Here is a 26,713-nt window from a genome sequence, read left to right as displayed (position 1 = left end):
AGAAGCAATATTTCCAACGGCTCAAGAGTGTCTAGAGAAGCCGGGGCGATTCAAACAATACCGGGATGTCCCGATCTGCCAGGTAGGGGCGGATGACGCTGTTGAACACCTGCTGATCAATGGCTAGGGCGCGGTCATCGGCTTTGACCACCCACAGGATCAGATCCAGTTCTGGGAGTAGCCGCTGGTACAGCGCAGTGTATTCCTGATCTCGGCCAATGCTTTCCCCGACACCCGGGACATCAATCAAGGCAATCCCTTTCCCATTTTTATACGCCAGGGTGTATTCCTGTGGGTAGCGGGTACAGGCAGCAATGTCATCCACTTCGGCAATCTCCTGACCGAACAGGGCATTGCACAGGCTGGATTTTCCACCCCCGGTTTTACCCATGATGCCGACCACAGCCTGATAGTTGACCAGTTGTTCGATACGCGCCTGCAGTTCTTCACGCTGTGTCTGGGTAAAAGGCTGACCATGTAGGTTGAGGGTGTTGCTGAGGTAGACGAGCATCTGCTCGCCATGGCTAATTGGAAAAATCATGATTTGCTCCAAATCTGGAAACGACAACGCCCATCCCGTGGTGACGGAGATGGGCGCTGTGATAGGTGTGCAGTGTGTTCAGAACAGCATGACGCAAGATCAGATCAGCAGGGTGAAACTAAAACTGGCCAGCCAGATCCAGAAGAACTGGGTACCACTCTGCAAGGATTTAGCCCGCTTCCACAAGTAGACCGGCACGATCAGCGCTGTTTTGCCAAATCCTTCGGTATCCACTCCCGCCTTCTCCAGGCGTTTGCAGTCCCATAGGCTCAAACCGATATTCAGCAGTAGGGTGATGTACCAGTATTTGTTTGTCTGGAGCGCGATTGTCACTTCCTGGTCCAGGGTGAACTCGCTGCTGGACATGGCACCTGCCATCATGGCTTGCAGCAAGAAGCCCAACAGCGGTGCGACACATAAGAAACCGACCGCGACATTGCTGATCTTGTGGCTGGGTAGCGCAGGGGGCGTCTGGCTCACGGGTAACTGACCAGATAGCTCGGTTTGAGACAAGGTTGTCCATCCAGGCAGACCTGGGTTCCAGACCAGAGATTGCCCATTGAGCGTCTTGGTGTGGATCAGTGCGGTAATGACTTCGGAAGAAACGGGGCCATGACGCTGGCCATTGTGTTCGTAGTGCCATGCAGACATAAAAATCTCCCTGATGGTAGTGGTCATGAATTGGGTGGGCAGCCGATTGCGCAGGGAATTGCACAGATGAAGGAAAGGCTGGAATGAGCCCGTGGCGTGTGGTCACGCTACGGGCGCGGTGGAATGCAACGTTGCGCTAGTTGCAGTTGCGCAAGTCTTGCTGAATGAAGTCTTTCATCTTGGCCCAGCCGGCAAACTTACTTGCACCGGCATCCGGATTAGGCTGGCTATAGTTGGGCACTGTTTCCAGACGAACCCAACCACCGGGTGCGACGGCTTTGACCGTAAACGCAAACAGTCCGACTTTGTTCATGCGGGTTGCCGGTGCGGTATTGGGTTGCTCGTACACGACGGTGTTGTCGTGCTTCGGATAAATGCAATTGCCTACCTCAGCCTTGGCGGCAAAGGTGGTTGAGGACGCAGCGGCCAGCAGGGCCGCGATGATCAGTGTGTGTTTCATGGTTCTTCTCCAAATGAGATCGAGTCGTACGGTTGGTCTGGGCAGAGCAGGGCATCTGGTGTGTTTCTGACTCCCCTTGTCTGTAAGACAAATCCGCCTTTAAAAGCATTAATCCATCCTAATAGGTTGATAATCATCTCTGTGGGATGTTCATGTCAATGGGGTGATTTGCCACTATTCGAGTTGAATGGAGAATAAGATGGCAAAAACGAAGGTGGACGCATTGGCGCTGAGCGTTGGCAAAGCGATTGCGACACGACGGCAGGAAGCTGGACTGACTCAGGAACAGGTCGCGGAACAACTGAAGATCGGGAATGAAGCGGTGTCCCGCATGGAGCGGGGATTGGTGATGCCGACGGTGGCCCGTCTGCTGGAACTGGCTGGCCTGTTTAACTGTGATGCATCGTCATTACTGGTGGAATCCAGCAATCGACCGGCTGAGCAGGCACAGCACCTGGCACAGATGCTGGCCCGCCTGGACAGTGCAGATCGGGAGATGGTGCTGGCGATGGTGGAACAACTGACCAACCGGCTGGCTAAGCCGTCCTGACTGCACCCAGTTTGGAAGTGAGCCGGGTAGGGCGCGAGACTGCTTTCGGCTTCTCCCCAGTCTCTTCACTACCTTCCACTACCGGATAAAACTCCTCCAGCAGCTGCGGTACTTCTTCCTCGGTATCTTCGAACTGACCGTTCTGCAGCAACAGCCGGGCGGCCTGCTCCAGTTCGGCGGTATCGATGCCGGCTTCCAATTGCGCGTCTGCTGCCTTGCGTGCGGTACTGACGGCTTCGGCCAGGGTCTGGCCGTCTCGCAGCGTCAGATCGACGTAGTACACCGGAGTACGGTGTGACTGGGTGGTGCTCTTGGCCCGTAGACGTAACAGCAGCGGCAGATGCTTGGTGTTACCGCCACTGGCTGCTTCGTAATACTTCAGCCTTGCCGCCAGGGTGCGGACCGAGTTGTAGCCGGTGGTGCGGAAGATGAAGCTACCCAGCTCATCCTGCTGCCCCTCCACCTGCACATTAAGGCGACCGTAAAGCTTGCAGCCCAATTCCTTGGCTAGCGGACAACGATCTGGCCCTGCACACCCGATCTCTTCCATGCCCTGAGCCGTGACACGACGTGCCGTCTCTCCGTTACCGACACATACGGGCCGACCGTTATTCCGGTCGAAGGCACTGTATTCGGCACGCAGGTTCAACTCGCTATCGTTGAACAGCAGTTGAATCGGAATGGCGCGGATCTTGTGCATGCCATCAGCGGCTACGTTGAACAAAACGTCGCTCTGCTCGATACGCCAGTCCATACCGGCTTCGGTCAGCCACACTTCCAGCGGCTGCTGCGGGGACAATGGATTACCCAGACCATGCCAGGGTGTGGCCCCGATAAAGGCCATGGATTCGATGAGATGAGACATAGATCACTCCAATGAAAATGGCCCCCGTCACAACGGAGGCCAGGGCATAAAGGACACCCGGAGTGGGTGTCGCTGTGCGTGTTCAAGGGGGTGATATAGGTCTGAAAAATACTAGACTCCACGGCATGACTGCATTTTGAAAAATGGTCGCCTTTACTTCATTAGCAAAATGGTTTGTGTTTCAAAATGGACTGTAACCGTGGTCTTAACTACTGCAGCTTCAATTGCAGGATCCAGCCGTGAACGAGGTTTGGTAGGCTCAGCCGATGGGCTATGCATTTTCAGAGTCGTAATCGTTCTGATTATCGAAACGCGTCACTGGAATCGATGTCAATCTGCTGTCAGCTTCCATGCGTGGCGTACCAACTGTTGTCTGTAATGGGATCGCACCAGCCCAGACCGGCCAGTCTAAGTCTTCGTCGTCGTCTTTTGCGCCCCCTTCCCGTACTTTGGCCGAAGCTTCTGCCAGCGAAATGCGTAATAAGCTAGTGGCATTCAGTTCTTTTGCCGTAATTGGACGCAACGTTTCCCAGCGCCCTGGATACAAGCCGTCGACAAAGGCTTGTAGGCTTCGCTGTTTTTCTTCTGCGTCCGTTATCGGTTCGAATCTTCCATAGATGATGGCGGATCTGTAGTTCATTGAATGGTGCATGGCCGAGCGAGCCAAAACCAGACCATCGACGAGGGTGATTGTGATGCAGACCTCACTGAGCATGAGTGCCTTGATCATACGTGACCCCTTTGCCCCATGAATGTACAAATATTCACCTTCGCGCCAGTGAATTGTTGGAATAGCGTGTACCACGCCATCGGACTGAAATGCCACATTACAGACGATTGCAGCGTCAATGATCGAGGTCAGCGCGTCGTTATCGTAACGTGCTCGTTCTGGCATGCGCCGAATGCGGGTACGTGGGGATGGGGCTGTGGATATTGGCATGATGATTGTGCTCCGTGTGATCTGCTGATTGCATGACTCTACGAGGACTGTGGTACCTTGTTTAGTGCCACGAAATTGGTAATTACTGGAGCCACGATGGAGCTTGATTGGCTGCGTGCCCCCCCTTTACCGGACAACATGCCGCAACAACGCGTGATCTATCACCGTTTACGAAACGCTATCGCTTCCGGTCAACTCCCTCCCAATATGCAACTCCCCTCGAGTCGTAGTTTGGCGGCTACGCTGCATGTTGCACGAAACAGCATCCTGTATGCCTATGAGCAATTGATTGCTGAAGGATGTTTGGTAGCAGATCGCCAAGGTACCCGCGTAGCTCCATTCCTTGTGTCTTCAACAGAATTAACAAGTCGTAATGCAACTCCTTCCGTTCCACTTCAACTCTCCACTCGTGCTTCTGCTTTGGAACTTGGAGAGGAGCGAGGCTCTGCAGCCCTTCCCTTTACGCCTGGCGAACCAGACTACGGTGCATTTCCATTCCGACGCTGGCGGACATGCCTTGAACGAGTCTGGAGTGAAGTCAGCAGGGGGCATCTTACTTATGCCTCACAAGGTGGGGACTCAGTACTACGCCAAGCTATTGCCAGTTACCTCGGCACTGCCCGGGGATTATCAATCGATCCTAGCCAAGTTGTGATTACCAGTGGGACTCAATCGGCGCTGAGTCTTTGCGCTCAGTTACTGGCAGACTACGGAGATACCGTCTGGGTTGAGAACCCAGGTTATTTCGCTGCGCGAGTGGTGTGCGTACTGGCTGGGCTGCAGGTACATGACGTATCCGTCGACAGCGAAGGACTCTCGCCGAAGGAAGACGACTGGTGTCGGTATTCACCCAAACTTATCATGATTACCCCGTCTCACCAGTATCCAACGGGCCACGTAATGTCATTGACCCGTCGTCTTGCCTTAATTGACCGTGCTCGTCGATCCCGAGCCTGGATTATTGAGGATGACTACGACAGTGAGTTCCGTCGAGCCGGTTCAGCCCCTCCTGCAATCTTTGCTCTTCAGCCGGATGCTCCGGTGGTTTATACGGGCACGTTTAGTAAGACCCTCTATCCGGGACTGCGTCTTGGTTATCTCATCCTTCCACAGACAATTGCGGCGGACTTTGTGCACTTGGCAGCCCAAGCTACACGTACAGGACAAGGGGTCGAACAGCGTGCTCTCGCGGAGTTTATTCAGCGTGGCTACTACACCGCTCATCTGCGACGTATGCGTTTGCGTTATGCCGCACGGCAAGCTGCCCTACGAGCCGCCTTGAAAGAGGGGTTTGGGCAAAACATCGTACTATCAGGAGGGGAGGCTGGCCTACATTTGGTGATGTGGTTGCCGCAAGAAATTGACGACAAAAAGGTCGTCGCTAGGGCTACGGAGCTAGGGCTTGGTGCCCGAGCACTAACAAGCTATAGCCGAGCATCAGCCGGTTGCAATGGGCTGGTGCTCGGATACGGTAATTTAGAGGAGGGGATGATAGATGAGTGCGTAAGGCGACTAGTGATAGCGGTACAATCCTGAGAGACGACTGTATAGGCCGGAGTAACCCCGCTAGTGATGATCGCCACCCTCCATCCGCAAAAACTATGCTGCAGAGAGCTCATGTGCTTAAGAAGTGCATGAACCCTCCATGGGTATTACGAAGGTTTTGCAGCGTTAGCGGCAGCCCACAGGGAACCCGGATTCACCCGATCCGGGTAAATTTTCAGCATTTTGTCATAAAGTTCGCGCGCGCTCGACGCCGATTGCAACGATTTGTTGAACTCGAGAATGTATTTTCGGGTTTCCTCGATGTGTCTCGGGTCGCTATCAGGGTCGAGCCCACCGTGTCCTGCGACTACCGCACGGGGATGTAGCGATTCGACCTTGTCGAGTGCCGTGAGCCATTCTTCACGGGCAGCTGCATCACATTCAGCCAGATAGGGGTGCGTACTGCTATAGACACAGTCGCCCGAGACAACGAGGCCGATCGAAGGAACATGCAGACAAGTCGTGCTGGCTGTATCGGTATGTCCAAGTTGCACAACCACCAATTTGTGCCCTTCGAGTTCCAGTTCGTTGCTCTCCAAAACATCGGGTACGACCAGTTCTTTTGGAATCAGACCGGGGAACCGCGTTTCCCAGAAGGAATTGATGAAAGCTGGATCGACCTGCTTGCTGATACCTTCGACGACTGCGGGGCTGGCGACAGCCCTGGCATGCGGAAACCGATCAAGCAATAACTTTAGGCCGAAGAAATGGTCGCCGTGGGCATGCGTCACATAGATCGTGGTGAGATTTTTGCCGCTTGCGGCAATCCATTCCACCAGTTCCTTCGACTGTTCCTCCGAGAGGAAGGTGTCAACGAGGATGGCATCGCGCTCACCATAAATCAGCGTCACCGTACTGGTCACCCAGGCCAGAGCCTCTTTCCCTGGCGGAAGTCCCCGGGTTGAACTCCCGCGTTTCTTGGTCAGCAGCTTCCATTTCAGAGGAGCGCAGGCGATACCTGTCGAGGTCATGATCTACCCCCTTCTTCCTTGTTTACCCAAGGCATGGAAAGGTTGAGGTCAGAGACCAGCTTGCCACCGCCGAAGCTCATATTCTCCAAGGGAATGGCATATATCATCAGAGTGACATCGTCCTGGCTGACGTCAACCTTTTCTACCAGGTAGCGGGTGACCAATTCCGCGAGCTTGCGTTTCTGCTCTACCGTCCTGCTCGTACCGGACGTCACCGTGACGAGCATGCGCTTATCGGATCTCTTCAAGTTCGGAAAAGTCGGATGAATGAAGAATTCATCATCCTTGTGCTCACTGATGATGACGAAACGGTCATCCATCGGTGTATCCATAGCTTCATGAAGGGCGAGATTCAAGGCATCCGCCAGGGCCCGCTTCTCTTCGCTTGAGAACTTGTGAGCCGGAATGTGAACGTGAAATAGTGGCATAGGTGTTTCCTCGGTTTGTGTTGTTCAGGCTAGGTGTTCATGGAACCACTCCAGTGCGGCGGCACTGGATTGATCGAATCTGGTGATGTACGGATCGAAGTGGCTGCCGGGGATCGTCACGAGGCGCTTCGGTTCAAGGGCGCGCTCGTAGGCGGCTAGCTCGAGATCTGTCAGTGTTATCGTGTCCTGCAGTGCGACGATCATCAGCAGCGGCGTGGGAGACACGCGCGCAATCCACGCGCCCGGTTCGTACATGCGCGCGGCGCGCGTCGAGCGCACCGTGACGCTGTTCTCCCAGGCACCGTCGGGCAGGGGCTGCAGATAGAACTCGATGGCGTCCTTGGCGCGGTACGAAGCAGGGACGGCCGGATCGGCGCTGACGATCATCTGTCGGAGTGGAGGCTCACCGTGCGCTTGCACGCGCTCGTCCCTCGCGAAGGTATCCTCGATGGCGGCAACGGCGTCGGGCGGAATGCGGCGCAGTCCTTGCTCGAAGCCGCTGATCGTCGGCACCTGCGCGACGACCGCGCGCAAGCGGCGTTCGGTTGCGCCAAGCACGAGCGCGTGGCCGCCGGCATAGCTCGTGCCCCACAAGCCGATGTTCTTTGCATCGACGACGTCCTGGTCTTCGAGGAAGCTGATCGCACGCCGCCAATCGGCGATCTGACGCCATGGGTCGATATCCTGGCGCGGCGTGCCGTCGCTGGCACCGAAGTTGCGGTGATCGTGCAGGAGGACAACAAAACCGTTGGAGGCGAACTTCTCGGCGAAGCGCTCCAGGCCGTGCTCCTTCACACCGGCATAGCCATGCGCCATGGTGATGGCGGGATAGGGGCCGGTGCCGCCGGTAGGCACATAAAGCCAGCCGCGCAGCGTGGCGCCGCCCTCTGCCTCGAAAGCGATATCGGTACGTTGAAACATGGGAGTTCTCCTTGTACAAAGATGTCAGGCGGCGCCGTAATAGTTGACTGGCATCGACCTTGCTCGACGCCAGGGCAATCAATTGGGTCGCTCAAGCGTGAAGAGCTGCTCCGAACCGATTTCGAAGTAGTCAGATGGCCCGCCGCCGCGCAGAATCGGACGCGCCTGTGCTGTCTGGTACACGCCGTCCTTGATCAACTGTCGGTCAATGTGGATCGCAACGGCTTCGCCCAACACCAGCCATGCCGGGATCGCAGCGCCGCCCTGCGCCTCCAGCTGCACGATCTGGGTGACCACACATTCGAACTGCACCGGACTAGCCGCCACGCGTGATGGCCGTACCCTGGCAGAGGGCAGCGTCTCCAGCTTTGCCAACTCGAACTCATCGATGTGCGCTGGCACCATCGCCGCAGTGGCGTTCATCGTCTCGGCTAGCTCTCGGGTCACCAGATTCCATACGAACTCCCTGGAGTCACGCGCGTTGGTGAGCGAGTCTTTTGCACCAAGCGAGCAAAAACCGATGATTGGTGGCTTGTAACTGAATAGGTTGAAGAAGCTGTAGGGTGCCAGGTTGCGCACACCGTCTTTAGAGACGGTGCTGATCCAACCGATCGGTCGCGGAGCAATGATGGCGTTGAGCGGATCGTGACGCAGGAAATGCCCCTGCGCGGGTTCGTAGAAATGCCAGTCGGTCATGGCTTTACCTCTTTGGAGACGGGCGCAAGGAATGCCGCCACCAACACCGCTCGGAGCGCGTCTGCCGCTCCGGGGCCGGAAGAGGGCTGCATTCATCCCGATACCCGTCTAGAGAATGGTGTCGGATAGGAGCCACATGCGCTCCATGCTGGTGAAACGAACGGAACAAGTGATTCAAATCAATTGCGCTGCCCCGTTTCCTGGAACAAGGCTGCTCATCTTTCTTGCTGGTTTAAATGAGGCGAGGACATTGTTTGTTTTCCCGCCTTATCTAAAGAAGTCCTGACCGAGTGTTCCTTCGAGTCGCTCCTTGAGGCCGGACGAGAATTCACGCACGACGGGAAACGGGCTCTGGAAGAGCTTGATGTTGTTGATGAGGCCAGACTCATTCCGAGTGAGGATGGTGACCCCAGCGATCGGCTTGCCAGCGTGGACGGCCTCCCACTCAAGGTAAGTTTTCGCACCGTCAACCGTCTCCGCAGTGAACACGAAGTTTTCGTACATCGTGCTCGTCGCAGTAAAGAATGCCCCAATGAGTGTCGGGCCGATCACGGTCTTGCTGAGGGCTGAGGCCTGAAGGCTGGCGTCAGCAGTGAACGACGCCGCGAAGTCACTCGTTCCTTTCTTCATGACGATTTGCATCCATGTCGTTCCCGGCGGCTCTGCCGCTTGGGTCGGTGCTACAGCAACGAAGGTGCTGACGAATGCTAACGATGCCGCGAACACGGTACTCGAAATGATGGTGGCGAATTTCATGGTGTTCCCCCAATGTAACTTGCAAGGTGCAATTGCTTGAGTGGTATTTGTCCAGAGAGTGGATGTCGGGTCGTAGCCACATGACCCCACGTCTGTGAAACGAATGAGACATCCGTTTCAAGTCAATTTCTCTGCCCCGTTTTCGAGAACAAGACAGCGAGCGGTTCTGGCCAATCAGCTCGGAAAGCTGTCGCCAAACATCGGGAGCCCACTTTTCGAACCGTCACGTGTGGCCTCGTCCTGGATCACGTCCCAGTGTTCGGCGAGCTTGCCATTTTCAATACGAACTATGTCGACAACGATCCAGTTTGCTGGGGCACCGTTTCCAGAGAAGCGGCCATGAAGCATGACGTAATCACCTGATGCCATGGCCAGCGCATTTTCGTAGCGAAGCTCGGCGGGCGATGCCTTGACGATATCAAAGAGGCCTTCGCGGCCGGGCGCGATAAGGGCACTGTGTTGGATATAGTCGGGCGACCAGAAGCGCTCGGCCGCGGCATAGTCGCGCTTGTTGAACAGCGTATCAAATGCTTCCAGCACGAAATTCCTGTGTTTCTCTGCAGTGTTCATTGCTTGTCCTTCTCTTGGGTATCTGTTGGGTTGAGGGGAGGGGACGCGGATTGAATTTCGCCCTCTCCCACCGCAACGAACTCAGCTTCTGTGCTTGGCACGGAATCGCGTCTTCCGCACACTTTTTCCGGCTTAGCTGAAAAAGTCCTGATCGAGTGTTCCTTCGAGTCGCTCCTTGAGGCCGGACGAGAATTCACGCACGACGGGAAACGGGCTCTGGAAGAGCTTGATGTTGTTGATGAGGCCAGACTCATTCCGAGTGAGGATGGTGACCCCAGCGATCGGCTTGCCAGCGTGGACGGCCTCCCACTCAAGGTAAGTTTTCGCACCGTCAACCGTCTCCGCAGTGAACACGAAGTTTTCGTACATCGTGCTCGTCGCAGTAAAGAATGCCCCAATGAGTGTCGGGCCGATCACGGTCTTGCTGAGGGCTGAGGCCTGAAGGCTGGCGTCAGCAGTGAACGACGCCGCGAAGTCACTCGTTCCTTTCTTCATGACGATTTGCATCCATCCCATTCCCGGGGCGTTGGTAGTCATTACAATCTCCTGGATTAATGTCAGTAGTCGTTACAGTATTTCCATCGCATATCTGCGACTTCTATTTCTCAAGGTGCCCGATGAGAAACTCGCCGGCTCTTTGCAGCGCGTCGTGGGCCTGAGGCAAAGAGGCTGTCTGAATGTGCCAGACGTGAAGCATCTCCGGCCAGACTTCAAGGTGAGACTCTCCGCCAGCTGCGCGCACCTTTCGGTCAATTTCAAGCGCGTCGTCGAGAAGTACTTCGTCGCTTCCAACATGGATGAGCAGTGGGGGAAATCCATGCATGTCGGCGAACATGGGTGAGATGCGGGGATCCTTCAAGTCGTGGTTGCCAGCGTAAGCCTCGACCATCTCCCGCATCGCACTCGGATTGACCATTGGGTCGCGGTCAGCCAACTGCGTTAATGAGGGCAGCGTCAGCGTTAAGTCTGCCCATGGGCTAATAAGTAGCGCTGCTCGCGCGTCCTTGTGGCCCTTCGAGGACGCGTAGGCAAGAACGTTGAGAACCATGCCACCGCCACTGGAGTCTCCTGTAACGGCGAACGGCTTGCCAAGCGCACGCACTGCTTCATACCCGCGGATCGACTCGTCGTAGGACGCGGGAAATGGGTGCTCAGGTGCCCTGGAATGATCCAGGACGATGACCTGGGACTTTGCCGCTCGAGACAGCTCTCCAAGCATGCCCAGATGCGAAGCAGGAGAACCAGCCACCCAGCCACCACCGTGGAAATGGTAGATGACTCGGTCTTTAGACGCGCCGGGCGCCGTAATCGCTACCGCAGCTACGCCACCGAGCTCGGTCGGCTCGACAGTTAGGTCAGCCGCTGGCGGGTTTGCTTGTGAAATTGCCTCCATGCCGACGCGGAGCGTCTCAATGGTGCTTACCGGGTGCGCAATGTTGAACGCGAACATCGCCTCGCGGAGCTTTCGGGCAGAAGATGCATCGTAGGTCATGGTTCACCTCACTTCAGGTTGAGGAAGGTCGTTGGTACCCAGTCGTAGCCGACACCGTTGTCAGCTTTGCGCAGACGCCCAAGACCAGGAAACGGCATATGCGCTGCAGCAATCATGGTTTTGTCTGCAGCGAGCTTTACCAAAAGAGCTTCACGTGTTTTGACTGCCGATTCGCTGTCCGAGTCGAACACAATGCTGACTTCCGGGTGTGGCATCTGGACGGCCCCGATATGAGCCACGTCTCCCCAGACCAGCAGAGACTGACCCTTCGATGAAATCATGTAGCCAGTGTGGCCTGGTGTGTGACCAGGAATGGCATACGGTGTAATGCCGGGGACGATTTCGTCCATGCCTTCGTAAGGCTTCCATTTTCCTGCTGCCATATAAGGGGCAGCCCCATCTTGTGCAATTTTGAAGAAGATTTTTGCATCCTCCGGGGCCTTGGCCATGATTTCCTTCGACAGCCAAAAATCGGCATCGGCCTTCTTCATCATCACGGTCGCGTTCGGGAAAACGCGCTTGCCGTCTTTATAGATTCCGCCAGCATGGTCACCGTGAAGATGTGTTAACAGTACCAAGTCGACTTGTTCCGGTTTGTAGCCGGAGGCCTTCAGATTCTGCACAAGCTTGCCCAAAGTGGGAGGCCCCCAGTGACCGCCCGAACCAGTGTCGATGAGAACAAGCTTGGAGCCGGTGTTGATGAGGAAGCCTTGGACGGTAGCAGAGACATTCTTGGGATCATTTTCGAATGAACGTGCCAGTAGGGACTGGATGAGCGCAGGATCACCATGCAATAGGTTGGAGTCAATGAGGCCTCCACCGTCATGGAGAGCGGTGACTTCATAGTCACCTACCATCGCACGATAGAAGCCCGCTACTTGTTTCTGCTGCATAGGCGCAGCTGCTTGGGCTGGCGCCTCTGCAACCAAGGTTCCAACGAATGCCAACGATACCGCGAGCAGGGTACGCGACGGGATTGTGAAGAATTTCATAGTGTTTCCTAGCCAATGTGTGTAGTGGGATACGTACATGTGTAGTGATCCTTAGCGGAACTCCAGTACATCGTGTCTTCTCGCTGTTGGTGCCTTTCTGGGCACCTGTACAGCGGAATCTCTGCCGTCACCAATGATGAAAGCCGCACGTATGTTTGATTCCCCTGTTGATCTGCCAAGCATTTAAAAGCACTTGCAAAGTGCAAGTGGTTGAATGGTATTTCAACTAGTTGCATAATGCAAGTGGTAATTCAAGGAGAATCGTTGTGCAACAAACAAGACGATCGGGCTGTCCGATCAACCTGACGCTTGAGCAAATCGGTGACCGCTGGAGCCTGATCGTTATCCGGGATGTCATGTTCGGAAACCGGCGCAGCTATGGCACCCTACTAGAGCAAAATGAGGAAGGCATCGCCTCGAACATACTCGCAAGCCGGTTGAAGCACCTGGCAGGGTCTGGCCTGCTGACTCGCGCCCCGGATCCGAATCATCAGCAGAAAGGAATCTATAGCCTTACGGAAGCCGCCATCCAGCTTGTACCGTTGCTCGTACAGATGGCTGCCTGGGGCCTTAGGCATACAGCTCCATCTAAGGAGGCGTCCTTGCGTGCTGAGATACTGATAAAGGGCGGCCCTTCACTGTGGAGTGCTTTTATGGATGAACTACGTTACCTGCATCTCGGTGCACCATGTCCGGTACGCTCAGTATTAGGAGAGCTCCAAACCGACAGCGAGAAGCCAATCACAAATTAGTAGGACTCTATGTGGCATGGCATATGTCATGTGGTGAAAATCTTCTCGCAACCCACGAAGTGAAGTTCCGTGCCATTCAGGCACTGTCGGGCCGCTACCCGGTCGGGCCGATGTGCCAACTGTTTCGTGTGTCCCGTACTGGCTACTAAGCATGGCTACATCACCCACCGTCAGCACGAGAGATGGCGAACCGACAACTGCTACGTGAAATCCGGCTGGTGCAGGCTGAGGTGAATGGTATTGATGGCCATCGGCGCATCCATGCCGAACTTCGTGCGCAGGGCTTTGCTTGCAGGCGGCATCGAATTGCCAAGTTGATGCGACACAACGGTATCAGGGTCAGAACCCGTAAGCGTTGGATACCCGTCAGTGGAGGTCGGCACCTTCCCCCCGTCGCACCGAATCTGCTACAACGGCAGTTTGCTGCAGACAATCTCAATCAGCGCTGGGTATCCGATAGGACCTACATCCGGACTGGCGAAGGGTGGCTGTACTTGGCGGTGGTACTGGATGCAGCAAGAGCTGGTACATGCGGCCTTGACGATGGCTGTGGCACGTCGCAAGCCTTCCGGAGAGGTGATTCGACGCGTACCAGTTGACATAGGAGCGTCAATGCAGCGATGGAGAGTTTCTTCCGTTCTCTGAAGTCGGAGCGTGTTTATGTGACTCACTACTGGAGCGACGAGGAGGCACGTACGGATGTGCTTGATTACATCCGCTTTTACAATCACCAACGACGTCATTCGACCCAGGGGTATGTCACCCTGGTTGAATACGAGCAACGTCGCTTAGTGCTGAGTGCTTAACCCGCTGTCCACGGAAAGCGGGACAGACCACAACAGACTCTGACTAAATACAGCGCAGCTGTTTTGAGAAGCGAATCAAGGCAAATTCTGTCGGTCGAATGCGCTCCGAGCACTTTCTACCAACGGAAGCTTCTCAAGTGTCCACACATGCAGCTGTAGTAATGGTTGCAGCAAAGTGTTTCCTAGCGGAGTGATTTCATATTGAACAGCGAGAGGCGACGGAATGACTTGACGTGAAACCAGGCCATTACGTTCTAAACGACGAAGACATTGAGTCAGAGCTTTCTGCGTTACCCCCTCCAGCCGTCGCTTGATCGCGTTAAAACGATGCGGACCTTCGTCTAGTACAGACAACACCATCATTGACCATTTGTCAGCGATCTGATCGAACAAGGCTCTGCTTGGGCAGTCTGAAGAAAAACACTGTGGTTCTAGATTGAGTATCAAATCTTTCATGGCTTTTTCCTGCACGGTAACAGCTTCTTCTATAATTTCTAGTATATAAGTTATACCTGAATTGGCGTTAAAGCACTAGTACTCTAACGCCAGCCCCGTACAGTGGTCGTTCTGGATTCCTACCGCAATTCCCTCATTGCCTGAAGACGTCAAGATTTTCTAGGAGCCAATCGGACAACGAACGCGGAGGTGTACTGCAGAGATCTTCAACTGTACAGGTGCGCTCCGTAAGTACGGAATCACAGAAAACACGATCAAGCCCAACAAGAAGGTCGGCCACAAACGGTGATAGGCCACCCGCAATCAGAGCAGCATACTGGTCGTCTGGCGAGCGATCATCGTAAGTGACCGTATGGCCTAATAAACGAGATAATTCCTCTGCAATCTGATGCATTGTCCAGCTCCGAGGTCCAGTTAGGTGATACGCACGTCGGGATTTCTCGGCTACGTCTTCAAGTAATGCTATTCGTGCGACATCGGCAACATCCCGAATGTCTATAAGATTAATTCGTCCATGACCTGCGGCACCTGCCCAAGTGCCTTTTGCGACCGAGCTTCCAGCACGTTTGAGTACATCCATAAAAGTCGTCGGTCTCAAAACAGTAGAAGCCACAGGTTGTTGAGCTAGATGGGCCTCAATCAATGCATGCCAAGCGAATGGGTTTAGTGGGGTAGGCGGTCCCATTACGGACAGTTTTACGATGTGGCGTACGCCTGTTTTCACCGCTGCGTCAATGAGGGCAATCTCGTTAGTGACCTGTTGGGGGGACGTGCCATGAGCAAGGAACAGTTTATCGACACCCCAAAGTGCATCTTTGAGAGTTGATGGTCGATCGAAATCGACAACTGTGGAAACTATGCCATCTGGAAAATTTTCGATTGATTTCTGCCGTGAGAGTGTGATGAGAGTAACAGGATCTGATGCCATTTTTTTTATTAGCAGTGATCCAACGCGGCCAGTGGCGCCGGCAACAGCAATCCGGGGTTGTGGAAAATTGGAATTCAATTTGTTGAGCATAAAAAATCCTTGAGGTATTATGGAACGATCGGTTCATAAATCTTGGAATGATCGTTCCAATTTGTCAATGGAAAATTTATGAGTGGTAAACCTCAGTATGATGAAGATGCTGTCATAAACGCAGCAATAGGTGTTTTCTGGCGTCACGGTTATGCAAACGCGTCCATTAGCGACCTGATGGTCGCGACAGGGCTATCCCGATCCAGCCTTTACCAGCGTTTCGGTGATAAAAGTGGGCTCTTTAAGGAGTCCCTCGAACGGTATGTTGATCGTGTATTAACGCGAATGAGAGCGACACAAACCGAGTCCTCCAGAGCGAGTATAGTCGCGTTGCTTCGTGAGTTTCTGCCAAAAGGTGCTGACTTGAGTCTGCCTTTGGGATGCCTGCTTTCTCGCAGCAATGCTGAACAAATAGACCTGACCCCCGAGGGGAAAGTGATAGCAAATGCTGGGGTATGTAAGCAGCGCCAGATTATCTTGGACATTTTGACGCAGGGTCAGCTGGCGGGTGAGATTGGGCAACATGCCGATCTGGAAGTTCTTGCCTGGTATTATTTTGGAATACTACAGGCTATCGTGAATCTCCCTGTCATCGGGGCTACCAGCCAGGCACTGGCTCAGGTCATAGATTTGGCAATGTTGGCATGGCCAAAGTCAGACGAGGTTGATAATTGACATGTAGAAATTTGAATGGGTGTGGCAAACCTTTAGGTAACGCTATCCCCAACTGAAACCCCAAAAAGGAATTGCAGCCAACGTCTGGGTGGTTTCCTCTAATATACCAGCACTATTTAAAGTGCCTAATTGACACTAGATTTAAAATATATACCATGAAGTTTTGCACACTTCATGGAGTCTATTTTAATGTCTCATCAGCATACCAATACCTTGTTTCGTCCCTTTGACCTTTGCCCCGGCATTACCTTGCGCAATCGCTTAGTGATGTCGCCAATGACTACATGGTCTGGCTCCGACGACTTCCAGATTACTGAGGAAGAGGAAGCTTACTACCGGCTCCGTGTTAAAGGCGTAGGATTGGTTATAAGCGGTTGCGCTCAGGTAACCGCCAACGGCATCGGTTTCACGAATGAGTTTTCCGCTGCTGAAGATAGCTTCATCCCAAGCCTCAAACGGCTTGCAGATGCTGCTAAGAGTGGGGGGGCTCCAGCTTTGCTGCAGCTCTTTCATGCCGGCAACAAGGCACTGCCCGAGCTCATCCCCAGTGGGGATGTAGTAAGTTCAAGTGCTATCCTGACAAAAGCCACGCCCTTCGTTGCACCGCTGACTCCTCGAGCCCTATCAGGTGATGAGGTCGTGGAGATGATAAAGGCGTTCGGAGAGGCAACGCGGCGTGCAATCGAGGCTGGCTTTGACGGGGTCGAGGTGCATGGTGCCCACGGTTTCCTGCTGCAAAACTTTCTCTCACCAGCAACCAACATCCGCACGGATGAATGGGGCGGCTCAATAGAAAACCGCATGCGTTTTCCACTGGCAGTTGTCGCAGAGGTTAAGCGCGTGATTGCCGAGCATGCCGATCGACCGTTTGCAATCGGTGTACGCCTCTCGCCAGAAGAGCCTGGTGATGAAGGCTACCGTCTTGACCAGACGCTGGTCTTTGTCGACCAGCTGTTGGAGCTTGGAGTGGATTACATCCACGCGTCACTGGCCAATCTATTGTCTGACCGGCCTATCGACTACCCTGACGGGCAATCTATCGTCAGCCGCATCGTCGAACGAGTTGCTAATCGTGCTCCTGTACTGGCTGCTGGTAGCATCCTGACCGCCGACCATGCCAGTCGAGCGTTGGATACTGGGCTGTCAATGGTTGCGATTGGTCGGGGGTTGATTGTAAATCCGGACTGGGTAAGCCGTGTTCAGCAGGGGCTGGAAGTGGATGTTGAGCTCGATCCTGCCAAGCTTCCTGATATCAAGATCCCGCAGAAGCTCTGGGCCATCATTCAGGCATTCCAAGGCTGGATTCCATTGAGGCAGAAGACAAGTGCCTCGTAACCTTTATTGAGTCCTGTACGCCCCGGTTACGCAGCTCGGTCACGACCTGAAGCCAGAACTTGGCTCCCTCCGTCTGCGCCAGCCACATCCCCAGCACCTCCTTCTCTCCAGCCAGGGTAACGCCGATGGCGAGATAGACGGCCTTCACACGTACAGCCCCCCTCACGTACCTTCACGTGGATGCAGTCGAGGTAGATGATGGGATAAACCGAATCGAGAGGGCGAGCCTGCCAGGCTTTGACTTCTTCGGTGACGGAATCGGTGATGGAGGAGATCAGGCTGGGTGAGACCTCTGTGCCATACATCTCTTCCAGATGGGCCTGAATTTCCCGAACAGTCATCCCCCGGGCGTAAAGCGAGATGACTTTGTCGTCGAATCCGGTCCAGCGGGTCTGGTGCTTAGGGATGGGTTGTGGCTCGAAGGTGCCCTGGCGGTCGCGTGGTACCTCGATAGGTAATTCGCCGAACTAGCCCTTGAGGGTCTTGCGGCTCTTGCCGTTCCGGGTGTTGCCGACTGGATTGAGCACCGGCTCGTGTTTGCTGTGGCCGAGGTGTGCGGCCATCTCGGCATCCAGTGCTTTCTCGACCAGCAGCTTGGTCAGCTGCTTGAGTAGGCCGTTCTCACCGATGAGGTCTTCGGGCTTCTGGTAATCGGCCAGCAAACTGTTCAGTAGTGCGTCAGGTACGTCGTGTTTCTTCGAGCTCATTGTGTCTCCAGACTAGGTGGCAGTTTCCTGCCAAATGTCCGTTTACACAAAATTCAGTACACGCCCATTTCAGGTGATCTCGGCAGCCTGAAGCAGCTTCTGCAATCGACGCCTGCGACGAAGCTGAGTTTCACGGTGGTCGGCGTCCAGCCCGGCATCAGTCGGCGGCAAGTTGACGCACATTTGGCGGACTTGATGGTGTTTGGCATTGACTATGCCAAGCGAGGTGGTGCTACATTGGCTAGTCAGCGAATAGCCAAAGTTAATATTTCACGACTTGTAGATACGAGCGGTCTGGTACTATTCGCGATAGCTAAAGGTTGAATGACAAGAATATGGCAGATTACTGCCAGAGTCCGTGATTCAGCCGGATGGCTGCTATGGCCGATGAACTGGCGATGTGTCAGCTCGACAGGCAGTAGTTCGGCAATAGCCGGTGTGTGCATCTTTCCAAGACATTGGCTGCTTTCTCTAGGAAGGAAGCCTTCCTTACTCTCTACGGCGACGATGACAGACTAGTAGGCCGTCCATCAGACCTTGGTCGTAAGGAAAGCCCTTAGTACCAACCAGGCATGAACACCGATAACGTCACGTGAAAATTACCCACTTCAAGACATGCCAATAGGTGTTGCAGGAAATTTCTGTCATGGAACAACTCGTGATCAGCCCCAGATTTTGCCCACCAGGCATCATTGCTCACACAAATGAGTCAGTCCGCCACATCCCACCTGGCCAGTACACCATCACGGGCCTAAGCATTGGCTCTGACGGGGGGCGCCTTCTAACACTGCAGCAAGGGGATATATCCTACTTGGTAGACGAAGCATTTATCGAGTGGAACAACACGCCATCATTCTCCTGCTGACCTTGATGACCTCATGATCCGAGCAATCTGCGCTTCGGCCTCGAGAGCAGAAACTACTCCTTCTGCGTCCTGCAAGCACAGCTCTCTCCCGATCCTGATCATCATGTTCATTTCAAGCGGAGTGAGCTTAGGAGAGATTTCCGACAATGCCTGAGCAAACTCAACTGCCAACGCATGAGGACGACCCGCGCGTTGCGAAGGTACTTTTGTATCTGCCATCAGGGTAAGGATGTCTGCAACATTCATGGCGGCCTCCTTTTCTTTTGTTATGGCATACCAGATGATTGGTTGCTGATCACTCAGAGACGCAGGTAGCCGTATAGCTACTGAAACCTGGTGCTTTTTCAGCACGTGTTATCAGGTAACGTCCACGTAATGGCTAGATCAAGCTTCTCATGCAAAATGTGATGGTCCACAGGTTTCAGGATGTAGTCGTTTCCACCACAAGAGTAGACGCGACCTAGAACGTCAGCCGTATCGAATGACGAAATGAAGATGACTTGTGCTTTGCCGTTCTGTGCACGGTACCACTCGGTTAATTCGAATCCGGTAGTACTTGCTCCAAGCTGGATATCCATCAGAATGATCTCTGGCTGAAATGAGAAAACTTGTTGTCGAAAACCCTCCCCGGACATGCAGTGCAGCGTCTTGAATGTCTTCATCAATGTCCGCTCTAGCAGACCCGCAGAGACGGCATCATCATCAACGATCATTACCCTGAATGAATTCATAGATCATCACCACAGCTGCAATTGAATAATTATAAATATACGCGCCATTAGCAATGAATCGCTTAATTCATTCTAAGGCTATTTGCTAGTTCCTGCTATTTTTTGTATTCAAGACAAGCACTCGAACTGAATCACCCCGACGTATCGTAGATACAGCGCTAGGCTGGTTGGTCTGTCCCGCTCACCATACACCGTAACTTATGGTGGATAACCCGCTGTCCACGGAGAGCGGGACAGACCAGTTAACTCCGGCCCCAGTGTGGGTTGTCTCGTAATTCCCCTCTAATCCGTCCTTGGTCCTCACCTTGTCGGCGGCAGGTCGGCCATTGTTGCCAGCTAACGACACAACTCGTAACGACCGGTTGACACAGGAATCCGGACGCACCCGATATCCAATGCTCTCGCCCCCACCTCCATTACGCTCAGGGAAAAGCCTACTCCCGATGAGATGGAGCTAGCTGCTTTGTTGGTGGGTTGACGAACATGGCTTTACTTTTTTCAATTTCTGTAAGCCAGTTTGATATCATGAAAATGGGATGTCGGCTGGCTGTCGGGAGCCGGCTGGGTGGCCATGGGTCGGGCGGGCCTACCGTAATTGAAACCTAAGTTGATAATGGCAGGGAATAGTGATGCACATGAACAAAAGCATGCGCCGGATGGCATGGGGGTTAATCGTCATTTTATTTTTATGTCATGACGTTGCGCAGGCGGAAGACGTGCCGGATACCCAGTCCATGATCGAATCACTTAAGCCATTGAAAACACGCAGCTTGCGTAATCTGCAGGTGAGTCCGGTCAAGCCAGTCACCGAAGTAAACCCAGACAGTGTCAACATGCCACCTGCCTTGCCCGCAGCCAGCAACAAGCCAGCACCAGTGGCTGTTGCTCCTATCGTTGCCACACCGGTTTCCACATCGGCCCAGGTGGAGAGCGCGCCCAGCCTGTCACTTGCTATTCAGTTTGATCCCAATTCGGTACAAATCAGTAGCGGCAGCCAACAGGCGCTGGTCCGGCTGGCCACTGCGCTGCAGTCGAGTGATTTGCGCGATTTTCACTTTCTGATTGAAGGGCACACTGACGCCAAGGGCCTGCCGGCCTATAACCGTAAGTTGTCGCAACAGCGTGCCGACGCTGTGCGCAAGTTACTGATTACCCGTGGTGTTGCCGCCCAGCAACTGCGTGCCGTCGGCAAGGGTTCGGATGAGCCCGCCAACAAGGCAGACCCGTTTGCTGCAGAAAATCGCCGCGTCCGTATCGTCAATATTGATTAGTCCAATCCCTGAAAGCTGCCGACATGAAAACAAGCCTGCTATCCGTCGCGCTGGCCGCGCTGTGCGCCTGCGGCATTGCCCTGGCTGCGGATGCGCCTGTCACCGCCAATAACCGTTATGCGCTGATCATCGGCATTGGTCATTACAGCAATGTCGCCATTCCATCGCTCAAGGGTGTGCAGCATGATTTGGGCAGTGCGCACCAGATGGCGGCCAACATGGGTATTCCAGACGAAAATATCAGCTACCTGAGGGATGAGCAGGCTACTGCTGAGCATATCCGTCAGGCGATTACCCAATTAAACCTGCGACTGCATGGCGGCGACCGGTTGTTTGTTTATTACTCTGGTCATGGCACCCGCTGGCACGAATCGAGCAGTGCCGAAGGTGTGTGTACCGAGGGCCTGGTGGCAACGGATGGTGATGTACTGAGTAACCGCGAAATGGGCAAGTTACTGGAGCCGCTGGCGCGCAAGACCGACAAGATGATGGTGTTTTACGACTCCTGTTTCTCAGGTGGCGTAGTGGCCAATCCGATGAAAACGCGGGCGCTGACCATCAACAATACCCTCTACACCCCTAAGTTCACCTCAGCAACGGCACCGGGTAGCTGTTTTAGCCCCAGCAATTTCAAGACCCGTTCGCTCAGCAGCGCATTGAAAGAGCAGGGTGGTCTGCCGCAGAACATCGTACACATTGCTGCAAGCAAGCCGGATGAGGTGTCTTTTGACAATGCCCAGCGTGGCGGGCTGGCCACCACGGCCTGGCGTGACTGCCTGCAGGGTGAGGCGCGTGATCTGGATGGCAGCGGTGCGATTACCGTGGATGAAATCACCCGTTGCGCTCAAGGCAAGCTGGATGAAAACCTAGCCAATCAGCCCGGTGTACTGGGGCAGCACATGACGGTGGGCGGCAACAAGGAGTTTGTCCCTGCCTGGATCAAGAGCGCCTTCGTGACACCGGATCCCGCGCCAGCCCCGGCGGCAAGTGCAGCAGCCCACAACAATACCCTTCCGGCGACACCGCCGGTGGTGCATCAAGCCAGCCCGGCTGAAATCCTGGAGCAGATTCATGCTCAGCGCGATGGCAGCCGTGAACTGCAGGTCAAGACAGTGCGCGAGCAGCTGAAGATAGGCCGCGACAAGCTGGAGCTGAATGTGACCTCGCCGCAGGATGGCTATCTTTACATTGCGCTGGCCGGCTCGGATGGCAAGAGCCTTTACCTGCTTTATCCCAACAAGCTGGATGGTGACAACCGGATCAAGGCTGGACAGACCGTGCAACTGCCGCGCAAGACATGGCAGGTGGATGCCGGCGGGCCGGCGGGGCGTGACAGCCTGCTTGTGATGGTGACCGACTCCCCGCGTCAACTGAAACAGCTGAAGACCGAAGTGGCCGGCCCCTTTGTTCAGACCCTGCTCGACCGACAGGGCCGTTCCCTGTTACAGCAGGTGATGGCCAGTTCGGCCAATACTGGCATGGCCGAATGCAGCAACGCTGTCCCGCTGCGTAATCTGCAGGTCAGCAAGCGCTGCTCGGACGCTTTTGCTTCCTCCTTGCTGCAACTGCAGGAAGTTGACTGATCGGCTTGCACCCCATCCCTCTCACGGAGAAACGCCTATGAAACGCCTTGTCACCATGCTGATGCTGGCTGCCAGCCTGAGCCATGCAGAAAACCTCCCGGTTCCGGCTACAGCCCCGCAGGCGCAGCCGGCCAGTCAGAGCCTGATGTTCATCGATTCCAAGCTGTTTGACGGCCGCCTGTACAATGAACTGAGCAAGCAGCCTGACAAGCTGGAAATCACCATGTCCGGTCAGATTACTCTGACCAATATCTCCCCCCGGCTGGATCGCTGGCTGTCGCTGATTGGCGAGAATGGGCAGATGGAACTGCAGGAAATCCCCGAACCGGCCCAACTAAACCAGCGGGCGCTGTTTGCCCTGCTACCCATTATGTACTCCATGGTGGGTGAGGCCCGGGAAGCGCTGGTAAACGCCCAGGCCAAGCGTTACAACGCCAAGGTGTATTACTACAAGGACGCTGGCGGCAATGCCGTCATCAACCGCGTCATCCTGACCAGAAAACCCTGATCGAGCTTCTGCATGCCTGTTTGCCATCGTCCTGGCGGCGTTGCCGCACTGTTGAATTTCCTTTCGCCTGGCTGTACTCCCGGACCCAGGCAAAGGCTTGTCATGCTGGCCTTGCTGCTGGCAAGTCCGGTTTTTGCCAGTAGCGGGCTGGGGCGGCAGGTGTCGGAGATGGGGAGGCAGTGGACCCAGTACATGCTGCAGGAGGACTACCCCAACGCCGAAGCCACTGCCCGCTCCCGCGTGACCATGAGTCTGGGCACCGACCATCTCGGGGATGGCTACCGCAATCTGGGCGGCACACTGGTGATGCGTGGCAAATGGATAGAGGCTGAAGTGGTACTGCGCCAGGCCCTGCCGCTGGTAGAAAGCAAGCATGGCAGCAATAATCGCCAGGCCATCGGTGTGCTCAAGGGCCTGACCAAGCTGATGATACGCCAGGCGCGCTATCAGGAAGCACAGGCTTTCATTAGTGAAGGCATGCGTCGCCAATTGGCGTTTGCACCGGATCGCATCTCCATGGTGGAGCTCTACAACCTGCAGGCCTCGGTATTGCACCAACTGCATCAGGATCAGCAGGCGGAGGAGATGCTGCAAAAAGCCGACGTGCTAAAGGTGGTGGCCGAGCCCACGGATCCGGACGATAACGGTTCCGGCCCGGTTACCGTCGCCAAGGTGCGCGCCAGCAGCCTCTATCTGCATGGCTTGTGTCAGGCAGCGCTGGGCAAGCTGGCAACGGCAGAAAAATTCTACCAGCAGGCACTGGAGCATTATCGCCAGTTGCCGGGTGCCAAGGAGTCCGCCTCCAGCATTCAGATCCTCAATTCCCAGGGCATGCTGTATCTGCAGCAAAAGCGCTACGAAGAAGCCGTCAGCGTACTGCGTCAGGCCAGTGAGCTGTCCGGACAGGTGCTGGGTCCACTGCATCCGCTCACCGCACAAAGTGGTGTCGACTTGGCCATGGCGCTGGAAAAGGGCGGGCAGGATACCGAGGCCGAGGCGCTCTACCAGCCCGCCTTTGCGCAGCTGGAGCAACTGAATGCGCTCAACAGTTTCAGCCGGGCCGGCTTGCTGTATGGGCGTTTCCTGGTTCGGCACGGTCGACTGAAAGAGGCATTGACCATCTATCAGCAGACGCTAGATGCTGTGGACAAGCAGTTTGCCCAGACGCGCGGCCTGGATGATGGGGTGCGTGAAGGCTTTGTTTCGCGCTTTCATGCCAACTATCTGGAAACCATCCAGCTACTGCTGCGTCTGCATCAGCAGCAACCCACCGCCGGCTACGACCAGCAGATACTGGAGGTGGTGTCGCGCACCCAGAGTCGTTTGTTCAGCGAGCTGCTGAAGCAGGCCGATGTCAGCCGCCTGAACGACAATAGCAACTTCCGCACCCTGCGCCGCCAGCAACAGGATGTACAGACCCGTCTGGCCGAACTGCGCCGAGAGCGCACCAATACTGGTGCTTTCAATGAAAGTCCTGATGATGGCCGAGTGGCAGTTGCTGACGGTGATGATGCCGGCAAGGACAAGCTGGTGCAGGCACGGGTGCAGGCCAGCCGGCAGCGTATTGATGCCGACATCCGCCAGGCCCGACAGGAACTGCAAGCCATCAACCAGCAGCTGTGGCAGCAGTTTCCGCGCTTTATGGACCTGGCCGAACCCAAGCCGGTGGATGTACCACGGTTGCAAAAGAACATCCTGCGTTCCGATGAAAGCCTGCTGACCTATTTCCTCCTCGACAAGGAAACCCTGGCTTTTGTCACCACCCGCGACAGTTTCCACATGGTGCGACTGCCTGTGGGGAAAAAACAGGTGGCCGAGCTGGTTTCTGCGCTGCGCGCACCGGAAGAGGCGGCAGGAGATTCCATAACCAGTCTGCAGCAACTGGACCCGGCCTTGCTGTACCGGGCCTATCAGCAGTTGTTCCAGCCGTTGGAACCCTGGCTCAAGCCGGGCAGCCGTCTGCTGTCTGTGGGCGATGGCCCGCTGCATACCTTGCCGCTGGAAATGCTGATCACCCGCTGGGATGACACCGACCCGCAGCAGTTTGCCCATGCCCGCCAGCAACAGCCGCTGCTGGGTGAATATGCCGGCCTGCACTATCTGGGCGACCGCTACCAGCTGGCCTATCTGCCCAGCCTGTCCTCGCTGGTGTCCATGCGCGAATACCGTCGCCCGCGCATTGCCTACCGGCATGAACTGGTGTCCTTTGCCGACCCGCAGTTTGATGTCTCGGTACGGCAGGAGCCGGGCTTGTTCTCCAGCCTGCTTGGGCAAAGCCTGACCCGCAACTATGGTAAGCCCAAGGTCAGCCAGCTAAACATTCCGCGCCTGCCGGAAACCGCGCAGGAGGCGCATGGAATCGACCGCATCCTGGGCGGCGGCAACAGCCTGTACCTGGAAGAAGATGCCCAGGAATACACCCTCAAGCATCTGGATCTGAGCACCACCCGCTACCTGCACTTTGCCACCCACGGCCTGTTGGGCGGCGAGTTTGTCATGCTCAAGGAATCGCTGGCGGATGAGGGCAGCGATAACAGCCGCCTGCATCCTGAGCCTGCACTGCTGCTGTCGCTGTCAGGAAACCTGCATGGAGAGGATGGCCTGCTGACCATGCATGAAGTCGTGGATCAGTTGAATCTGAATGCCGAACTGGTTGTGCTCTCCGCCTGCAACACCGCTGGCGAGCATGATGCCGCGCATAGTGGCGAAGGCTTTGCCGGCCTGGCGCGTGCCTTCATGTATGCCGGTGCACAAGGCTTGCTGGTGAGCCACTGGAGCGTGGAAAGCCAGGCCACGCAGGAGCTGATGGTGGCAACCTTCAGCCGCCTGAAAGCGGGCAGCACTGCCACTGCGGCCATTGAAGCAGCACGGCGCGAGATCAAACAAAGCCACTATGGTAATGCTGGACAGCTGGTGTCACGCGCGCACCCTTTCTTCTGGGCACCCTTTGTGTACGTGGGTGACTGAGATGCCAGGTGTTTTGGCGCTGAGAGCTGACCCTGCCTATGAACCCGTCGCTGGCACCAACCGGCTGGATTCGGTGCCAGCGATGGGCTCGCACAAACCAGACAAGAAAGATCCAACCGTTTTCGGTTGGATCTTTCTTTTGTATATCAAGGATTTGCACATATTGCGGCTATGGGGCGGCCCCTAAAATCCATGCGGGTTCGGCCTAGTTCTGCCGGCTTTGTTTCAGCCATTCGGCAACAAAACCGGCACGAGCAGTCGGCGGCGATTCAGCACGCTGGACCAGCGACAGTGGGTAAGTCTCTCCGCTAAATGCCACATGCACTCTTGGGAGTGTCCGGATCTCTGTGCAAACCAGTCGTTACTAGTTGTGTCGTTGACTGGCCACTATGGCCGGATTCTGTTGAAAAACTAATTCACTCCCCTGAGTAAGGGCTGATGCGGCTCATTTCTGCTTAAAATCTCAGCAAATTGACACGATTTCGCTCATTGAATAGGCAGATCTACCAGAGTTTCACATGACTTGTGGTGTTCTACGATGGCTGACCGAGTTTTTCAACAGAATCGCCGGCCTGCTGACGATTAGTCAGCCGGGTCGACAGCAGCTTGAATCGCCCCGGCTTCTCTAGACACTCTTGAGCCGTTGGAAATATTGCTTCTC

The 26,713-nt window shown here is 55.1% G+C and carries 29 protein-coding genes and 1 pseudogene; 11 read left to right on the top strand and 19 right to left on the bottom strand.

Annotation, left to right across the window (positions count from 1 at the left end; genetic code table 11):
* Nucleotides 1-31 precede the first annotated feature (31 nt).
* The 3 genes from ACODR9_RS22860 to ACODR9_RS22850 form a co-directional block, all read right to left on the bottom strand.
* A complete protein-coding gene (locus ACODR9_RS22860; RefSeq protein ID WP_488812714.1) occupies nucleotides 32-541 on the bottom strand; it encodes a GTPase family protein in 510 nt (169 codons plus the stop codon).
* A gap of 99 nt (nucleotides 542-640) precedes the next feature.
* Nucleotides 641-1,192 (bottom strand): DUF4339 domain-containing protein, encoded by a 552-nt coding sequence (locus tag ACODR9_RS22855; RefSeq protein ID WP_488812712.1) that lies wholly within the window; start codon nucleotides 1,190-1,192, stop codon nucleotides 641-643.
* 136 nt (nucleotides 1,193-1,328) lie between these two features.
* Nucleotides 1,329-1,652 carry a hypothetical protein gene (locus tag ACODR9_RS22850; RefSeq protein ID WP_488812710.1) on the bottom strand — a complete coding sequence of 108 codons (324 nt, stop codon included), beginning with the start codon at nucleotides 1,650-1,652 and terminating at the stop codon, nucleotides 1,329-1,331.
* A gap of 199 nt (nucleotides 1,653-1,851) precedes the next feature.
* On the opposite strand from ACODR9_RS22850, the gene ACODR9_RS22845 reads away from it, so the two are divergent.
* Nucleotides 1,852-2,202, top strand: a complete 351-nt coding sequence (locus ACODR9_RS22845; RefSeq protein WP_488812708.1) for a helix-turn-helix domain-containing protein — start codon at nucleotides 1,852-1,854, stop codon at nucleotides 2,200-2,202.
* On the opposite strand, the gene ACODR9_RS22840 is transcribed toward ACODR9_RS22845, so the two are convergent.
* Both ACODR9_RS22840 and ACODR9_RS22835 read right to left on the bottom strand, forming a co-directional pair.
* On the bottom strand, nucleotides 2,189-3,067 hold the full coding sequence (locus ACODR9_RS22840) for a recombination directionality factor (protein ID WP_488812706.1): 879 nt from the start codon (nucleotides 3,065-3,067) through the stop codon (nucleotides 2,189-2,191). The two genes, ACODR9_RS22845 and ACODR9_RS22840, sit on opposite strands and share 14 nt — an antisense overlap.
* Nucleotides 3,068-3,338: 271 nt before the next feature.
* On the bottom strand, nucleotides 3,339-3,962 hold the full coding sequence (locus tag ACODR9_RS22835) for a pyridoxamine 5'-phosphate oxidase family protein (protein WP_488812704.1): 624 nt from the start codon (nucleotides 3,960-3,962) through the stop codon (nucleotides 3,339-3,341).
* 141 nt (nucleotides 3,963-4,103) lie between these two features.
* Between ACODR9_RS22835 and pdxR the strand changes: the two genes are divergently transcribed.
* A complete protein-coding gene (gene pdxR / locus ACODR9_RS22830) occupies nucleotides 4,104-5,543 on the top strand; it encodes a MocR-like pyridoxine biosynthesis transcription factor PdxR (protein WP_488812702.1) in 1,440 nt (479 codons plus the stop codon).
* 116 nt (nucleotides 5,544-5,659) lie between these two features.
* Here pdxR and ACODR9_RS22825 read toward each other — a convergent pair whose 3' ends face one another.
* From ACODR9_RS22825 to ACODR9_RS22785, 9 genes are all read right to left on the bottom strand, one after another.
* A complete protein-coding gene (locus ACODR9_RS22825; RefSeq protein ID WP_488812700.1) occupies nucleotides 5,660-6,523 on the bottom strand; it encodes an MBL fold metallo-hydrolase in 864 nt (287 codons plus the stop codon).
* On the bottom strand, nucleotides 6,520-6,951 hold the full coding sequence (locus ACODR9_RS22820) for a tautomerase family protein (protein ID WP_488812698.1): 432 nt from the start codon (nucleotides 6,949-6,951) through the stop codon (nucleotides 6,520-6,522). The genes ACODR9_RS22825 and ACODR9_RS22820 overlap by 4 nt, the downstream gene beginning before the upstream one ends.
* A gap of 24 nt (nucleotides 6,952-6,975) precedes the next feature.
* Nucleotides 6,976-7,872: an alpha/beta hydrolase gene (locus tag ACODR9_RS22815; protein ID WP_488812696.1), complete on the bottom strand. Its 897-nt coding sequence runs from the start codon at nucleotides 7,870-7,872 to the stop codon at nucleotides 6,976-6,978.
* Between the two features lie 78 nt (nucleotides 7,873-7,950).
* Nucleotides 7,951-8,568, bottom strand: coding sequence for a flavin reductase family protein (locus ACODR9_RS22810; RefSeq protein ID WP_488812695.1), 618 nt, complete (start codon nucleotides 8,566-8,568; stop codon nucleotides 7,951-7,953).
* Nucleotides 8,569-8,835: 267 nt separating this feature from the next.
* Nucleotides 8,836-9,324 carry a hypothetical protein gene (locus ACODR9_RS22805; protein WP_488812693.1) on the bottom strand — a complete coding sequence of 163 codons (489 nt, stop codon included), beginning with the start codon at nucleotides 9,322-9,324 and terminating at the stop codon, nucleotides 8,836-8,838.
* A gap of 174 nt (nucleotides 9,325-9,498) precedes the next feature.
* Nucleotides 9,499-9,894, bottom strand: a complete 396-nt coding sequence (locus ACODR9_RS22800; RefSeq protein ID WP_488812691.1) for a nuclear transport factor 2 family protein — start codon at nucleotides 9,892-9,894, stop codon at nucleotides 9,499-9,501.
* A gap of 132 nt (nucleotides 9,895-10,026) precedes the next feature.
* A complete protein-coding gene (locus tag ACODR9_RS22795) occupies nucleotides 10,027-10,431 on the bottom strand; it encodes a hypothetical protein (RefSeq protein ID WP_488812689.1) in 405 nt (134 codons plus the stop codon).
* Nucleotides 10,432-10,492: 61 nt separating this feature from the next.
* Nucleotides 10,493-11,386, bottom strand: a complete 894-nt coding sequence (locus ACODR9_RS22790) for an alpha/beta hydrolase (RefSeq protein WP_488812687.1) — start codon at nucleotides 11,384-11,386, stop codon at nucleotides 10,493-10,495.
* A gap of 8 nt (nucleotides 11,387-11,394) precedes the next feature.
* Nucleotides 11,395-12,378: an MBL fold metallo-hydrolase gene (locus ACODR9_RS22785; protein ID WP_488812685.1), complete on the bottom strand. Its 984-nt coding sequence runs from the start codon at nucleotides 12,376-12,378 to the stop codon at nucleotides 11,395-11,397.
* A 266-nt stretch (nucleotides 12,379-12,644) separates the two neighbouring features.
* On the opposite strand from ACODR9_RS22785, the gene ACODR9_RS22780 reads away from it, so the two are divergent.
* The 3 genes from ACODR9_RS22780 (at nucleotide 12,645) to ACODR9_RS22770 (ending at nucleotide 13,936) form a co-directional block, all read left to right on the top strand.
* Nucleotides 12,645-13,130, top strand: coding sequence for a winged helix-turn-helix transcriptional regulator (locus ACODR9_RS22780; protein WP_488812682.1), 486 nt, complete (start codon nucleotides 12,645-12,647; stop codon nucleotides 13,128-13,130).
* Between the two features lie 182 nt (nucleotides 13,131-13,312).
* A complete protein-coding gene (locus tag ACODR9_RS22775) occupies nucleotides 13,313-13,729 on the top strand; it encodes an IS3 family transposase (RefSeq protein ID WP_488812680.1) in 417 nt (138 codons plus the stop codon).
* A 21-nt stretch (nucleotides 13,730-13,750) separates the two neighbouring features.
* Nucleotides 13,751-13,936 carry an IS3 family transposase gene (locus tag ACODR9_RS22770; RefSeq protein WP_488812678.1) on the top strand — a complete coding sequence of 62 codons (186 nt, stop codon included), beginning with the start codon at nucleotides 13,751-13,753 and terminating at the stop codon, nucleotides 13,934-13,936.
* Nucleotides 13,937-14,011: 75 nt separating this feature from the next.
* On the opposite strand, the gene ACODR9_RS22765 is transcribed toward ACODR9_RS22770, so the two are convergent.
* Together ACODR9_RS22765 and ACODR9_RS22760 are read right to left on the bottom strand one after the other, a co-directional pair.
* Complete coding sequence (locus ACODR9_RS22765; protein WP_488812676.1) at nucleotides 14,012-14,392, bottom strand: winged helix-turn-helix transcriptional regulator; 381 nt, start codon at nucleotides 14,390-14,392, stop codon at nucleotides 14,012-14,014.
* 133 nt (nucleotides 14,393-14,525) lie between these two features.
* Nucleotides 14,526-15,410 carry an SDR family oxidoreductase gene (locus ACODR9_RS22760; RefSeq protein ID WP_488812674.1) on the bottom strand — a complete coding sequence of 295 codons (885 nt, stop codon included), beginning with the start codon at nucleotides 15,408-15,410 and terminating at the stop codon, nucleotides 14,526-14,528.
* A 78-nt stretch (nucleotides 15,411-15,488) separates the two neighbouring features.
* Here ACODR9_RS22760 and ACODR9_RS22755 point away from each other — a divergent pair, with 78 nt between their 5' ends.
* Together ACODR9_RS22755 and ACODR9_RS22750 are read left to right on the top strand one after the other, a co-directional pair.
* Nucleotides 15,489-16,085, top strand: coding sequence for a TetR/AcrR family transcriptional regulator (locus tag ACODR9_RS22755; RefSeq protein ID WP_488812672.1), 597 nt, complete (start codon nucleotides 15,489-15,491; stop codon nucleotides 16,083-16,085).
* A gap of 174 nt (nucleotides 16,086-16,259) precedes the next feature.
* Nucleotides 16,260-17,420, top strand: a complete 1,161-nt coding sequence (locus ACODR9_RS22750) for an NADH-dependent flavin oxidoreductase (protein WP_488812670.1) — start codon at nucleotides 16,260-16,262, stop codon at nucleotides 17,418-17,420.
* Nucleotides 17,421-17,430: 10 nt separating this feature from the next.
* Here ACODR9_RS22750 and ACODR9_RS22745 read toward each other — a convergent pair.
* The 3 genes and pseudogenes from ACODR9_RS22745 to ACODR9_RS22735 form a co-directional block, all read right to left on the bottom strand.
* Nucleotides 17,431-18,127 (bottom strand): annotated as a pseudogene (locus ACODR9_RS22745) (IS256 family transposase); the annotation flags it as partial.
* A gap of 850 nt (nucleotides 18,128-18,977) precedes the next feature.
* Nucleotides 18,978-19,238 carry a hypothetical protein gene (locus ACODR9_RS22740; RefSeq protein WP_488812668.1) on the bottom strand — a complete coding sequence of 87 codons (261 nt, stop codon included), beginning with the start codon at nucleotides 19,236-19,238 and terminating at the stop codon, nucleotides 18,978-18,980.
* Nucleotides 19,239-19,336: 98 nt separating this feature from the next.
* Nucleotides 19,337-19,723, bottom strand: a complete 387-nt coding sequence (locus tag ACODR9_RS22735; RefSeq protein WP_488812666.1) for a response regulator — start codon at nucleotides 19,721-19,723, stop codon at nucleotides 19,337-19,339.
* Nucleotides 19,724-20,457: 734 nt separating this feature from the next.
* Here ACODR9_RS22735 and ACODR9_RS22730 point away from each other — a divergent pair.
* The 4 genes from ACODR9_RS22730 (at nucleotide 20,458) to ACODR9_RS22715 (ending at nucleotide 26,052) form a co-directional block, all read left to right on the top strand.
* Entirely contained in the window at nucleotides 20,458-20,994 is a 537-nt protein-coding gene (locus tag ACODR9_RS22730) for an OmpA family protein (RefSeq protein WP_488812664.1), read from the top strand.
* A 23-nt stretch (nucleotides 20,995-21,017) separates the two neighbouring features.
* On the top strand, nucleotides 21,018-22,577 hold the full coding sequence (locus ACODR9_RS22725; protein ID WP_488812662.1) for a caspase family protein: 1,560 nt from the start codon (nucleotides 21,018-21,020) through the stop codon (nucleotides 22,575-22,577).
* A gap of 37 nt (nucleotides 22,578-22,614) precedes the next feature.
* Nucleotides 22,615-23,085, top strand: a complete 471-nt coding sequence (locus ACODR9_RS22720; protein ID WP_488812660.1) for a hypothetical protein — start codon at nucleotides 22,615-22,617, stop codon at nucleotides 23,083-23,085.
* A gap of 102 nt (nucleotides 23,086-23,187) precedes the next feature.
* Entirely contained in the window at nucleotides 23,188-26,052 is a 2,865-nt protein-coding gene (locus ACODR9_RS22715) for a CHAT domain-containing protein (RefSeq protein ID WP_488812658.1), read from the top strand.
* Nucleotides 26,053-26,713: the final 661 nt, after the last annotated feature.

This window comes from Aquitalea sp. FG25 (genome assembly GCF_057809375.1).
This window is presented reverse-complemented; position numbering and strand designations above follow the sequence as displayed.